Raw genomic sequence first — 12737 nt, 5'->3', positions numbered from 1 at the left:
CTGGCGCGAGCAGTATGTGATGGTAAAGATTGTATCCGGAGGCAGTTTACACCCATGGTTAAGATTCGTCTTCGCCGCACCGGCAAGACCAAGCAGCCCAGCTACCGTCTCGTCGTGGCCGACTCACGCTCGCCGCGCGATGGCCGGTTCATTGAGATCATCGGCCACTACAACCCGATCCGCATCCCCAAGGTGCTTGAGGTCAACGCTGAGCGCGCCCGCTACTGGCTTGGCGTCGGCGCCCAGCCCAGCGATGTGGTGGTCAGCCTGCTGAAGAAGCAGAATATCCTCGATGGTGATGGCAAGGTCATCGCCGCCCCCGTCGAGGCCTAGGGCGTCACACCCCATGAAGGATCTGCTCGACTATATCGCGCGCAGCCTCGTGGACACCCCCGACGCGGTGCAGATCAAAGAGCGCGTCGGCCGCTTCACGGTGACGTATGAGCTCTCGGTGGCACCCGATGAGACCGGCAAGGTGATCGGGCGCAGCGGGCGCGTTGCCAAGGCCATCCGCGACCTGATGGGCGTCGCCGCCGCACGGCAGAACAAGCGCGTCCATATCGATATTGAGTGATACCCAGGAATCTGGGAAAGGTGTACCGTAGGGACGCAGCGCGCTGCGTCCCTACGCCTGTTTTCTATGACCACTACAGAATCCCCCGACGACCTGCTCCTGATCGGCGTGATCGCCGGCCCCTTCGGCATCAAGGGCCTGGTCAAGATGAAGTCGTTCACCGACCAGCCCGACTACCTGCGCCGTCGCCTGCGTCAGATCTTTGTCGGCAAGAAGCTGGCGCCCTACACGCTCACCAAGCTGCACGAGCATAAGCCCGGCGTGCTCCTGCTCACCCTCAGCGGCCTTGAGAAGCGCGAGGACGTCGATGAGCTGCGCGGCTCCGAGGTCTACATCCGCCAGTCTGACGCCGCGCCCCTCGGCGAGGATGAGTACTACATCCACGACCTGATCGGCATGCAGGTCTCCACCGTCGACGGCCAGGAGATCGGCCCGGTGCGCGAGGTGATCGAGACGGGCGTCCACGAGGTGCTGGTCGTCACCCGCGCCGGACAGGGCGATGCGCTCATCCCCGTCGTCCGCGAGTTCATCGCCGAGTTTGACATCCCCGGCCGCCGCGTCGTCGTCCGGCCGATCGAGGGCCTGCTCTCATAGCCGATAGCGTCACACATCCATCGGGCTGAACGGCCGCTGGGCCTACCCCGGCACCACCTACGGCGAGAGCATCCTCGATCTGGCGCGGCGCATGCGCGAGGCGTAATTGATCGCGCTACAGCTAGCGTGTAGCAGGGCGTTTCTTCCCGTATCAATGCGGAGATCTCCCTCCCCTCCGTTAACGAAACTTCCCTTGACTCTCGCCTCGGCCAAGGGGTATACTATGAACATTCCTTAATACCCCTTAACCCTTGGATAAAGGAGTTCCGTATGGGGGCAAAAATGAACAAGTACGACAGTAGCTCGTAGGGGCGGCGCAGGCTGGAGTCTGCTGCCGCCCCTTTTGTTTTCCGTCCACGCACGACGACATTACTGGACGAGGTAGTTCAGCACTTACGTAGGAGGTGTCCCATGCACTCAGATCTGATCGGAAAGATCGAGAAGGCCCGCCGATACGCCGAGGAGCCGGAGCGGATCAAGTTCAGCGGCCTGACGGCGCACTTCAACGGCGGCAATAGCGAGCACGAGATCGAGCTGAAGGATGGCCACTGGAGCTGCACGTGTTCGTTCTCGCACAACTGGGGCACCTGTGCGCATATTATGGCGATGCAGCGGATCCTGGCCCCAATGCTCACCAAGGAGGCGCTTCAGGCCGACACCGAGCTGCACCTGAGCGATGAGCCGGTAACTGTCGGTTGACGGGATCTGCGAGCTCGGCGATACTTGCGGCGCGCTGACGCCGCTGAATATCAGGGGGGCGTGGCGGCTGCCGCGCCCCCCTTCCGCATGGATCGCCATGACCTACGTGATCGCGCACCGCGGGGCCTCGGCCTACGCCCCCGAGAACACCATCGCCGCCTTCGAGCTGGCCCGCCGCCAGGGCGCCGATATGATCGAGCTGGATGTGCAGCCCACCGCCGACGGCGCCCTGGCGATCTTCCACGATGATACGACCGAGCGCTGGGACGGCAACCCCCGCCCGGTGGGGCAGTGTGCCCTGGCCGACCTGCAGGCCCTCGACATCGGCGGCGAGCGGGTGACGACCCTGGAGGAGACGCTGGCCTTCGCCCGCGAGACGGGCATGGCCCTCAACGTCGAGCTGAAGACGGCCGGCGTCGGGGCGCGCGCCGCCGCCCTGCTGCGCCAGTTCGGCCTGCTTGAGCAGACGGTGGTCTCATCGTTCTCGCCCGTCGCCCTGGCCGAGCTGGCCGTCGCCGACCCGGCGGTGCGCCTGGGCTACCTGATGGGCACGCGCAGCTACCGCCCCGACATCCGCGCCCGCGAGCTGTGGCCCTTCTTCGCCCTCCGCTCGGTGCGCGCCGCCGCCTGGCACCCCTCGCGCGAGCTGCCCGCCCTGCTGCCGATCATCCCCCTGGTGCGACGCGCCGGCTACGCGGTGCATGTCTGGACGGTGGACGACCCGGATCTGATGCGGCGCCTGGCCGAGGCCGGTGCCTCGGGGATCATCACCAACAGGCCGGATGTCGCGCGGGAGGCGCTGGGGCGGGCGTAGGGCTCAGTGCGCTAGAACTGGTAGGCGACGATCTGCTGGATCTGGCGCTGCGATGCGCCGGAGGCCATGCGCATGAGCTGGTTGCGCGCGGCCGCCGCCAGGGGGTTGCGCCACTGGCCGACGGCGCCGATCAGGCGCGACCGGCGGACGACCTCGGCGGTGCGCGGGATGCGCAGGGCCTCGTAGCGGCGCAGGGCCGCATCGGGCGCGCCGCCCTCGGCCAGGCAGCGGGCGAGCACGGCGGCGTCCTCCAGAGCCTGGCAGGCTCCCTGCCCAAGGTTGGGCGTCGTCGGGTGGGCGGCGTCGCCCAGCAGCGTGACCCGGCCCTGGCCCCAGCGGCGCAGCGGCGGCCGGTCGGCGATGTCGTGGCGCAGGATGGCGGCCTCTTCGGCGGCGGCGATCAGCTCCGGGATGGGGGCGTGCCAGCCGCCGAAGAGGCGCAGCAGCTCGGCCCGCTCGCCGCCGGGGATGCGCCGGCCGGCGGGCACGCTCTGGGCGGCGAACCAGTAGACCCGGCCGTCGCCCAGGGGAACCTGGCCAAAGCGCAGGCCGAGTCCCCAGGTCTCGCCGGGCAGGCTGCGGCCGGCGTCGAAGGGCACCACCGCGCGCCATGCGGTGTAGCCGGCGTAGCGCGCGGGCCGCGCGCCGTGGAGCGCGGCGCGCACCCGCGAGCCGATCCCGTCCGCGCCGATCAGGATGTCACCGTGGGCCTGGGAGCCGTCGGCGAAGCGCGCGACGACGCCGGCGCGCTCCTGGCTCAGGTCGACCAGATCCTTTCCCAGGTGGAGGCTGGCCTGGTCGATGAGGCCGAGCATCGCCGCCTGGAGGTCGGCGCGGTGGACGACGCGGCTGAGGGCCGCGCCATCGCCGGGCGCGCTGACCGCGCCGAAGTCCACCAGGAGCGCGCCGTCGGGGGTGCGGATGCCGCCCCGGAGCTCGGGCGCGCTGATCGGGGCCAGCAGGTCGCCGGCGCCGATCTGGGCCAGGGCGCGGGCGGCGTTGTCCCAGAGGGTCAGCCCGGCGCCGATCTCGCGCAGCTCGGGGGCGCGCTCGTAGATCTCGACGGCGATGTTGTGCTGGCGCAGGCCGATGGCGGCGGCCAGGCCGCCGATCCCCGCGCCGATGATGATGGCATTCATTGGTGTCTCCTGTTGGGGCGCAGCAGCGCCGCGATGCTGCGCCCTTACGCACTGCTGCGCGCCACTGCGCCCTTACGGGGTCGCTATTCCACCGAAGAGCATGTCCAGGTAGCTGTCGGCGCGGGCCGGCAGGCCCACGCCCTCGTCGCGCACCCAGTCGAAGAGGGCCATGAAGTAGGCGCTGCGCGTCAGGGCCGCCACCTGTTCGGGCGGCGCGTCGGCGCGCAGCTCGCCGGCGGCCTGGCCGTCGGCGATGATCTGGGCGAGCAGGGAGTCGAGTGCGCCGATGCCCTGGCGGTCCACCTCGAAGATGCTGCGGCGGGCCAGGATCTCCACGGTGAGGGCGCGCATCTCGGCCGGCTGGCTGGCAATGCCGGCGGCCAGGGTGCGGATCACGAGGCGCAGCCGCTCGCGGGCGCCGCGCTGGGCGAATGCCGGGTCGGCCGCGGTGGCGGCGGCGATGCGCTCCATCTGGATCTGGCCGATGTGGTCGAGCAGCAGCTCTTTGCTGGCGAAGTGGGTGAAGAAGGTGCCCTTGGCCACCCCGGCAGCCTGGGTGATCTGCTCGACGGTGGTGGCCGCGAAGCCCTGCTCGCGGAAGAGGGCGATCGCCGCCGCGAAGATCCGGCGGGCCGTCGCGGCTTTTTGCTCCTGTCGGCGGGTTGTCATGGCTGGCTCTCTAATTACTGACCATAGTTAATGACTATGGTCAATGACTATGGTCGGTAATATACGACTCAGATCGGCCCCTGTCAAGGGGCCAGGGCGACAACGGGTGCGGCGGATGTTTTTGCATGGGCAGGCAATGCCGCCATGTGCCTGGCGGGCGGGCACATTGGCCCGCCCCTACGGCATGGATCGCAATGGCGCCCGCCCAACGGCGGATTCTGCGCTATGATAGAGAGGGGCGAGAGCTCTCGCCTCACCTCTAGCGGAGAGCGAGATGACCCCACAGATCCAGCAGATCGCCGACACGTTCGTCAACATGTATCTGATCATCGAGCCGGAGGGCCTGAGCCTGGTGGACGCGGGCACCCCCGGCGGGCCGAAGGCGGTGGCCCGCGCCCTCGCCCGGCGCGGGCGCCGGCTCAGCGAGATCCGGAATATTCTGATCACCCACGCCGACCCCGACCATATCGGCGGGCTGGCCGAGCTCCAGGCAGCCAGCGGGGCCGCCGTCTACGCCGACGCGATCGAGGCGGCCGCGATGGCCCGAGGCGAGGCCTCGCGTGAGCCAAAGATCTCGCCCGCACTCGCGCCGCTGTTCGGCCTCATGCAGCTCATGATGCCGATCACGCCCTTCGCCAACGCCCAGATCATCCGCCCCGGCGACGAGCTGCCCATCCTGGGCGGGCTACAGGTGCTGGCCACGCCCGGCCACACGCCCGGCCACCGCTCGTTCTACGCGCCGCAGTACGGGCTGCTCATCGCCGGAGACTCGCTGATGGCGATGGGCGGCCGGCTGCGCTTCGTGGATGGCCCCTTCACCTGGGACTACGCCGCCGGCTGCGAGTCGGTGCGCCAGCAGGCCGCCCTCGCCCCGCGCATGATCTGCTGCGGCCACGGGCCGGTGATACGCGACACGCCGATCCCGCTGCCGGCCCTGAGCTGAGGGAGACCCTGCTATGTGCCGAAGCATCAAGCAGCTGCGCCGCGCCGAGCGCGATGTAACCGAGGACGAGATCGCGGCGGCGGCCCTGCAGTATGTGCGCAAGGTCAGCGGCTACCGCCAGCCGGCCCGCGCCAACGCGCCCGCCTTCGAGTCCGCCGTGGCCGAGGTCGCCGCGGCGACCCGTCGGCTGCTTGTGGCGGTGGGCGGGCTGCCCGCCGATCCGTCATAGCCCGCCGGTCCTAAAGAGCTTCCTTTGCTTGACGAAGATGGGCGTGCCGATCAGCTCGTCGAGGGCCGGGTAGCGGTGCAGCGGCGTGCGGGCCAGGTAGGGCCGGATCTGGCGCCTGGCGCGCAGCACGTCGGCGAAGGTTGGTGCGCTCAGCATAGGGTTTCTCTCCACGGTAGGGGGGCAGACGGCCAAACACTGGTCGTACGGTGTATGATACACGCATCTCCCCCCAGCGATCACGGTCCGATGAAAGGAGCACCATGGTGCGATGGCTCACTATCTGCCTGCTGCTTGTGGCGGCTGCGCTCACCCCGGCGCGCCCCTCGCTCGCCGCCGATACGGAGCGCGCGATCCTGGTCAACGGCTACACGCGGAATTTCGTCTACGCGGTATCCCCGGCGGCGGCGCCGGCCGCCGGGCGCCCGCTGGTGATCCAGCTCCACGGCGACGGCGGGGACATGGGGATCAGCGCCGCCTGGCGGGCAGCCGTGCTGAGCGACGCGAACGGCGCGGTGCTGCTCTCGGCCCAGGGGCGCAACCAGATCCCCGCGGCCGCCGCGATCGACGGCTCGGCCTGGCGCTTCCGCATGGACGAGGCCGGCCAGCCCTACGACGATGTCGACTTCATCGATCAGCTGATCGCCCAGGCCACGGCGAGCGACCTGCTCGGGACGAAGATCGACCCGCAGCAGGTCTACCTCGTCGGCGAGTCGCGCGGGGCGGGCTTCGCCTACCTGCTCTACGCCGACCCACGCACCCGTGATACGATCCGGGCGATCGTGCCGATCTCGGGCACCTTCTACTGCGAGGGCGACGCCCAGAACCCCGGCACGCCCGGCACCCCGGCGGCGGCCGGCAGCGACACGACATGCGGCGAGGTCAGCCCGTACGGCTACTGGGGGCCGAGGGCCACGCTGTTCAGCACCGCCCGCACGCCGCATATCCTCGACATCCACGGTCAGCTCCCCCCCTCTGGCGGGGAGCTTGGCGACACCGCCCCGCCGGAGCTGGACGTGGACTACGGCTCGTTCACCTGGGCCGGCTGGGGCGACGCGGCCGGCTGCTACACTGTGCAGGTCAGCTCACAGACCGAGCAGGACCTGGGCTACAGCGTGGGCGGCCGGGCGGTGAAGACCTACGCCTACAGCCAGTCGGCCGGGGATCTGGCGACGCGCTGCGCCGGGCTGGACCTGACCTTCTTCATCGCGCAGGGCGGCGGCCACGTGCCCGCCGGCTTCGCGCCGACCGCCTGGTGCTTCCTGAGCACGGTGGGCGGGCGGCCGAGCGATACGGCGTGCCCCGCGTCTGCCGCGCCGCCGCTCACGCCCCGGGCCTACCTGCCGCTGGTGGTGCGCTGATCGGGCGGCCGACGAGGCCTGAAGGAGGTACAGAAGTATGGAGAACTACACGCCCGCCACGAGCTTCGGCGCGGACACCGCCGCCGACTACGACGACCTCTCCCAGCGTGGGGATGAGGCCGCAACCGTGGCGCTCCTGGAGCAGCTGGCCGGCGGCGGCCCCGCCCTGGAGCTGGCGATCGGCACCGGGCGGATCGCCCTGCCGCTGGCGGCGCGGGGCATCCGCGTCGATGGGATCGACTTCTCGCCCGAGATGGTCGCCCGGCTGCGGGCCAAGCCCGGCGGCGCGCAGATCGCCGTCACGATCGGCAACTACGCCGACGTCGCGGTCCCCGGCAGCTACCGCCTGATCTACATTGTCTTCAACACCCTGTTCAACCTGCTGACCCAGGACGAGCAGGTGCGCTGCTTCGAGAACGTGGCCGCCCACCTGTCCGACGACGGCCTGTTCGTGGTCGAGGGCGGCGTGCCGGCCGAGTTCTACAACCTGCGCAACAACCAGTACGTCGACGCCGAGGCGATCACGGGCGACTCGCTGCGGCTCGACGTGGCCCGCTTCGACCCGGTGACCCAGCTGCTCGAAGAGACCCACGTGACCCTCTCGGGCGCGGGGATCCGGCTCAGCCCGATCGTCACCCGCTACGCATGGCCGGCCGAGCTCGACCTGATGGCCCGCATCGCCGGGCTGCGCCTGCGGGAGCGCTGGGGGGGCTGGGGCCGCGAGCCGTTCACCGCGCGCAGCGGCAACTGCGTGTCGGTCTACGGGCGCCTGTGAAGCGCAGAGCGCAGAGCGCAGGGCGGAACTGCACTCTGCGTTCTACGCTCTGCGCTCTGCCGCCGCCCTAGCCCAGCGCGCGCCGGAGCGCGGCCACCAGGTCGCGGTCGAAGTCCTGGGCGACCCGCGCGGTGGGCATGAGGTTGAAGCCGTGGAAGGCGCCCGGGTAGACGTGCAGCTCGGTCGGGACGCCCTCGCGCATCAGCCGGCGGGCGTACTCAAGGTCCTCCTCCAGGAACAGGTCGAGCGCGCCGACGCTGATCAGCGTCGGGGGCAGGCCGGCGAGGCTCTCGGCGCGGGCCGGCGCGGCGTACGGCGAGGCGTCGTCGCGGCCGGGCTCGTGGCCGAGGAGCGCGGCCCAGCCGAAGTGGTTCGACTCGGGGGTCCAGATAAACTCGCCGACGTGGGGGTGCGGCGCGCTGGCCGTACACGTGCGGTCGTCCAGCATCGGGTAGATCAGCAGCTGGAAGGCCAGCGGGATCGCGCCCCTGTCGCGGGTGAGCAGCCCGAGGGCGGCCGCCATGCCGCCGCCCGCGCTCGCCCCGCCGATCGCGATCCGGCCCGGGTCGACCCCGAGCTCGGCGGCGTTGGCGTGTAGCCAGCTCAGCGCGGCGTAGCAGTCCTCCACCGAGCCGGGCGCGGCGGTCTCCGGGGCCAGCCGGTAGTCGACCGAGACCATGACGCAGCCGACCTGCGTGACCATGCCCTTGACCTGCGCGTCATCCTGCTCGGCGCTGCCGATCACATAGCCGCCGCCGTGGATCCAGAGCAGGGCGCCGAGCGGGCCCGGCGCGCCCTTGGGCACATAGACGATCACCGGGACATCGGGCGCGCCGTCGGGGCCGGGCACCGTGCGCTTGCTCACCGTGATATTGGGAAACTCGGGCAGCGCCGCGCTGGTCTGGGCAAACATCTCCGCCATCCCGGCCCGGATCGCCGGCAGCTCCTCGCGGGTGAACTGTAGCTTCGGAAACATCTCCAGCATCGGGGCCAGCTCAGGGTCGACAAGGCGCATCGTGTCCATCAGGTATCCTCCTTGACACACGGGAGAGCACAGCGCTCACAGATCACACCATTGGGATAGATCTATTGTAGCGCATAAGCCCGGCGCGCGTAGGCGGCGAAATGGGCTACCGCCACGGCCCCTCGATGGCCTCGCGGGCCTCGGCCACGCCGACCTCCCACAGCGCCAGCATCTCGGCGTCGTCGCGCTGATAGAGGCCGGCGAAGTTGCCGTCGCCCAGACCCTCGCGGTAGGCGGCCGGCCCGAAGGCGCGCAGCGCGCCCACATCCACCGCCGGCTTACGTTCGGCGGGCATGGCCACGCCGTCCAGGCGGGTCCAGGGAAAGTTCTCCATCCAGGATGCGTGGGATGCCAGCGGGTCGATCTCCTGGACCTTGGCCCAGGTGCGCGGCGCGTTCCACCAGCCGTGCCAGCGCGCCTGCGCGCCGGGGTGGTCGCCCACCCACTCATCGACCAGGGCCTGGGCCGGCGTGTTGCCGCCGTGGCCGTTCACGAAGACGATCCGCCGGAAGCCCTGGCCATACAGGCCGTCGAGCAGGTCGCGGATGACCGCCAGGTAGGTGGAGACGCGCAGGCTGACGGTGCCGGGGTAGGCCCGGAAGTTCGGTGTGATCCCGTAGCCCAGCACCGGGAAGACCGGCACGCCCAGCGGCTCGGCGGCCTCGGCGGCGACCCGCTCGGCCAGGATGTTGTCGGTGCTCAGGCTGAGGTAGGCGTGCTGCTCGGTGCTGCCCAGCGGCACCACCGCCCGGTCATCGCCCCGCAGGTACTCCTCCACCTGTCGCCAGTGCATCGCGCTGATCTGCATACGGGCCTCCTTATTTCCGGGGCTGCGCCCCGGATACTGCTTTATAGTGCGGCCCGGCGGCGAAACCGCCGGGCCGCACTATAAAAATACTTGGGGGCGGCGAAGCCGCCCCCAAGCCCTCACCGGAGGTGTATTGTACCGCCCCCTGAGGCCCTTGGCGCGGTAGTCCCCAGGACGTAACGGCCTCAGTTCCAACCACTATTATATTAATTTTTTATGCTATGAAATATGCAGATTTTTTACTGGTACAGCACATACTGGTGGCACGCTGCTGCGGAATATGCAGCTTTTTTCGTGGGTACGGCACGCTGCTGTGATGCGGTGCATCCGCCGCTCTCATTTATTCATAAAAAACACCGCTTTTTAAAGCGGTGTTTTTGTCTTCGCAGAGTAGTATTAATCTTCATGCGCTCCAATCTCTATTACCGAACCCGGGAGCATCAGAGGTAGTGCTTGTTGCACTTGCGGCATTAATGGCTGGAGCGTGGGAAGACGGTTATCGCGCGCGACTAACACAATGATGCGATAGCGAATGATACTCAGATCTTGTTGATAGCGTAAATTCTGATCCGATGTCAAAAACACATCCACGGACTCATTCATCAGCCGCAGGAGTTCCCCATTTTTCTTACTCGACCATCCGCGCTCTTGGACAGTCGTCACCTCGTGCCCGTCGAGGCTATATTTCAATTTTCGCGGCAGACATTCGTCAAGCAGCACGCGCATCATTCATCTCCAGGACAAGCGCTTCTACGCGGGCGAGAACGGTATCAACTTGCTCCCGGCTGACCGACGGGAAATCGTCCAAAAAGTCCGTAATCGTGTCACCTGCCCGTACATAATCGAGCAGATTTTTGACCGGTACCCGCGTGCCGGCAAAGACCGGGGTTCCACTCAAAATATCTGGAGATCGTACGATGAGGATCGCCATCTTCGGTGTCATCACGCACCTCCTGTGTCGTGCCCTCTGGCGAACGTTACTTATGAAAGTATAGCATAGATGGAGAAAGAACGACTGAACAGCTTACAGGTATCTGATGGATCTCGTCTCACCAAGATATATACGTACTTCAGGTGAAAACAGTTTTACGGGGTTTTTGAGGAAAATCGCTATCGTTGCACATCCACCTCAAGAGCGTTCCGGGTTGAGGCTGCCGCCCAACGCTGGGCTTCACCTGCGCCGCTGGCAGGTTCACTAGATGGCACCACGCGTTGGCACGCCACGCGCATGAAAAATGCACCAGGTTTGATGACGCGCCAGCGGCGTCAGGTGCGAGCCATGTTGGGCGGCGGGTTGACAGGGTAAAAGGTCAGGGTGTGCGATAGGGCATAGAAAAGCTCGACCGTTTGGCGGGATTTCACAAAACCCCGCCAAACGGTCGAGCCTGTGCCGGCGCTTCGATTAGGGGGTCGGGACGAGGAGCGGTGCGGGTTCGCTAGCCCAGGCGGCACGCACGGCCTCGGTGATGAAGGCAAACCGGGAGCGATCCTGCTGTGCGCACGTCGCACACACACTCAACATGCGCTCAGCAAAGCGGCAGCCGGTCGCGCTGCGTGAGCCGAAACTCCCCTTCCGCCAGAGTACGGCGGGACGTAACGCTCGCTCGGCGGCGTTATTGGTCGGCTCGACGCCCGCAACCCGGCTGAAGGTCCAGAGTGCATCCCACTGCGCCAGCAGTTCGCGGCTAAAGCCCACGATCTTTGGATACGGCAGGGTGGTGCCTTCCACAAGCAGCTCGTGCATGGCGAGGCGCACTGGGATGAGCGCTTGCTGCAACGCGACCTGGTCGTACCATCCTTCTTTATAGGCATGCCAGACGAAGAACAAGTCTTCTGTCCGATCCAGCATCCGCTGCGCCCATCGGGTTTCATCCGCGTAGCGAGCGAGCAACCCCACGAGGTTGCGGATCAGATGCGCCCAGCAAAGTTGACGCTGCCCCGAGGGGTACAGCTTGTAGGTACTCAGACGATCCGAGCCCACAATGCCCCGATAGGCGTCCCCGAGCAGCGCCGCTAAGCCCTTCCGCCCGCGGCTGGGGTGAATGCGAAAACAGGTGGCGATGCTACAGATGGCCACCCAGAGCCAGCCCTTCCGCGTCTCGGTAGGCCAGCTGGTTTCATCGGCATTGACCTGGTCGGCGGCCTGAACCGCGTCCTGAATGGCCGTATCAACCGGCGCGAGCGCCTCACTCACGCGGTCGCAACTGGTCACAATGCTGCCACTGCTGATTGGCAGGTTGCAGACATCGTGACAGAATTCCTCGACCGCCGCCAGGCTGGCATGAAAATGACTGCGCAGCAGGGCCATCAGCGCGGTCGCCCGGGGGCCAAAGGCACCGGGTGGCGCATCCGGGGGCAAGGGTGCAGTCACGAGTTCCCGACACTGCGGGCAACAGCGGGTATGCTGGCGATATTCGGTGATGAGCGGCACGATGGGCGGCAGTTCCCACACCTGGGTACGGCGGAGCGGTGCGGCGTCCGGTGCGGTGGGCGCCAACGGCGTCTGGCAGTGGGGACAGGCCTCGGGCCGGAGCTCAATTGCCTCATCGACCCGCTCGGGGGGGACCAGCGGACGCTGATGGCCCTCGTGGCCGGGCTGCCCGCCGGCCTTCCGTCCCCGTGGGGTGCGTGGTTCCTTCGGACGCGCGGATGGCGGGTCGGATGACGGGGGTTTGGACGAATTCTGCGAGGTCTGGCCCAGCCGCGCTTGGAGCTCACGTACCAGAGTCTGGAGTTCGCGCAGTTGGGCCTGCTGCGCCTGCATGATATCGAAGAGACTGAGCAGCGCGAGCTGCACCGACTCGGGTGTCTTGGCCCAGTCTTCCGGGGAAATCCCTAATATCAGCAGCGGCTCCTCATCCATGGCCGGAAGGATGCCATAGGGTTCTCATCTTGTCAACCCCCTGACCTTTTACTTGACAGGAGTACGTCGATTTCGGCTTTAAAGTAAGGCGATTTTACTTTTTGTGTCAAGAGATTACGAGATTTTACAAAAAATTCTAGCCTTCTATTGTTTACTTCGCTGCTACGCTGGGCTGATCTGAAAATCAATTGGGTGTGACTGAAACTTGTAGATGGCCTAGACTGTTTTCGGGGCTTACCGACTTTGTC

At 67.2% G+C, this 12737-nt stretch carries 17 protein-coding genes; 9 read left to right on the top strand and 8 right to left on the bottom strand.

Annotated features, from left to right (window positions below; all coding sequences use genetic code 11):
* Positions 1-54 precede the first annotated feature (54 nt).
* The 5 genes from rpsP to K2Z83_RS26620 all read left to right on the top strand — a co-directional run bounded on the left by rpsP (position 55) and on the right by K2Z83_RS26620 (position 2681).
* Complete coding sequence (gene rpsP, locus K2Z83_RS26640) at positions 55-333, top strand: 30S ribosomal protein S16 (RefSeq protein WP_220598202.1); 279 nt, start codon at positions 55-57, stop codon at positions 331-333.
* A gap of 13 nt (positions 334-346) precedes the next feature.
* Positions 347-574 (top strand): KH domain-containing protein, encoded by a 228-nt coding sequence (locus K2Z83_RS26635; RefSeq protein ID WP_220598200.1) that lies wholly within the window; start codon positions 347-349, stop codon positions 572-574.
* A 66-nt stretch (positions 575-640) separates the two neighbouring features.
* A complete protein-coding gene (gene rimM / locus K2Z83_RS26630; protein WP_220598199.1) occupies positions 641-1168 on the top strand; it encodes a ribosome maturation factor RimM in 528 nt (175 codons plus the stop codon).
* A gap of 411 nt (positions 1169-1579) precedes the next feature.
* Positions 1580-1867, top strand: coding sequence for a hypothetical protein (locus tag K2Z83_RS26625; RefSeq protein ID WP_220598198.1), 288 nt, complete (start codon positions 1580-1582; stop codon positions 1865-1867).
* Positions 1868-1964: 97 nt separating this feature from the next.
* A complete protein-coding gene (locus K2Z83_RS26620) occupies positions 1965-2681 on the top strand; it encodes a glycerophosphodiester phosphodiesterase (protein WP_220598197.1) in 717 nt (238 codons plus the stop codon).
* 11 nt (positions 2682-2692) lie between these two features.
* Here K2Z83_RS26620 and K2Z83_RS26615 read toward each other — a convergent pair whose 3' ends face one another.
* Both K2Z83_RS26615 and K2Z83_RS26610 read right to left on the bottom strand, forming a co-directional pair.
* A complete protein-coding gene (locus K2Z83_RS26615) occupies positions 2693-3820 on the bottom strand; it encodes an FAD-dependent monooxygenase (protein WP_220598196.1) in 1128 nt (375 codons plus the stop codon).
* A 72-nt stretch (positions 3821-3892) separates the two neighbouring features.
* Positions 3893-4489, bottom strand: a complete 597-nt coding sequence (locus K2Z83_RS26610) for a TetR/AcrR family transcriptional regulator (protein WP_220598195.1) — start codon at positions 4487-4489, stop codon at positions 3893-3895.
* Between the two features lie 274 nt (positions 4490-4763).
* On the opposite strand from K2Z83_RS26610, the gene K2Z83_RS26605 reads away from it, so the two are divergent.
* Together K2Z83_RS26605 and K2Z83_RS26600 are read left to right on the top strand one after the other, a co-directional pair.
* Complete coding sequence (locus tag K2Z83_RS26605) at positions 4764-5432, top strand: MBL fold metallo-hydrolase (protein ID WP_220598194.1); 669 nt, start codon at positions 4764-4766, stop codon at positions 5430-5432.
* A gap of 13 nt (positions 5433-5445) precedes the next feature.
* Positions 5446-5661, top strand: coding sequence for a DUF2277 domain-containing protein (locus K2Z83_RS26600; RefSeq protein ID WP_220598193.1), 216 nt, complete (start codon positions 5446-5448; stop codon positions 5659-5661).
* Here K2Z83_RS26600 and K2Z83_RS26595 read toward each other — a convergent pair.
* Positions 5656-5817, bottom strand: coding sequence for a hypothetical protein (locus K2Z83_RS26595; RefSeq protein WP_220598192.1), 162 nt, complete (start codon positions 5815-5817; stop codon positions 5656-5658). The genes K2Z83_RS26600 and K2Z83_RS26595 overlap by 6 nt on opposite strands.
* Before the next feature lie 104 nt (positions 5818-5921).
* Here K2Z83_RS26595 and K2Z83_RS26590 point away from each other — a divergent pair, with 104 nt between their 5' ends.
* A complete protein-coding gene (locus K2Z83_RS26590) occupies positions 5922-7019 on the top strand; it encodes a hypothetical protein (RefSeq protein ID WP_220598191.1) in 1098 nt (365 codons plus the stop codon).
* Between the two features lie 37 nt (positions 7020-7056).
* Positions 7057-7794 (top strand): class I SAM-dependent methyltransferase, encoded by a 738-nt coding sequence (locus K2Z83_RS26585; RefSeq protein WP_220598190.1) that lies wholly within the window; start codon positions 7057-7059, stop codon positions 7792-7794.
* Positions 7795-7861: 67 nt separating this feature from the next.
* Here the strand turns inward: K2Z83_RS26585 and K2Z83_RS26580 are convergent, their stop codons facing one another.
* The 5 genes from K2Z83_RS26580 to K2Z83_RS26560 all read right to left on the bottom strand — a co-directional run bounded on the left by K2Z83_RS26580 (position 7862) and on the right by K2Z83_RS26560 (position 12489).
* On the bottom strand, positions 7862-8818 hold the full coding sequence (locus K2Z83_RS26580; protein WP_220598189.1) for an alpha/beta hydrolase: 957 nt from the start codon (positions 8816-8818) through the stop codon (positions 7862-7864).
* Between the two features lie 106 nt (positions 8819-8924).
* The gene (locus tag K2Z83_RS26575) at positions 8925-9626 is read right to left on the bottom strand and encodes a creatininase family protein (RefSeq protein ID WP_220598188.1); all 702 of its coding nucleotides are present in this window, start codon (positions 9624-9626) and stop codon (positions 8925-8927) included.
* Between the two features lie 396 nt (positions 9627-10022).
* Complete coding sequence (locus K2Z83_RS26570; RefSeq protein WP_220598201.1) at positions 10023-10352, bottom strand: DUF5615 family PIN-like protein; 330 nt, start codon at positions 10350-10352, stop codon at positions 10023-10025.
* Positions 10336-10569 carry a DUF433 domain-containing protein gene (locus tag K2Z83_RS26565; protein ID WP_220598187.1) on the bottom strand — a complete coding sequence of 78 codons (234 nt, stop codon included), beginning with the start codon at positions 10567-10569 and terminating at the stop codon, positions 10336-10338. Before K2Z83_RS26565 ends, K2Z83_RS26570 begins: the two co-directional genes overlap by 17 nt.
* Before the next feature lie 459 nt (positions 10570-11028).
* Complete coding sequence (locus tag K2Z83_RS26560; RefSeq protein WP_220598186.1) at positions 11029-12489, bottom strand: IS66 family transposase; 1461 nt, start codon at positions 12487-12489, stop codon at positions 11029-11031.
* Positions 12490-12737: the final 248 nt, after the last annotated feature.

Origin of the sequence: Oscillochloris sp. ZM17-4, assembly GCF_019599295.1 — a bacterium.
Lineage (GTDB): Bacteria > Chloroflexota > Chloroflexia > Chloroflexales > Chloroflexaceae > Oscillochloris.
Note: the sequence above shows the minus strand (reverse complement) of the source record. Positions and strands in the feature narration are given on the sequence as shown.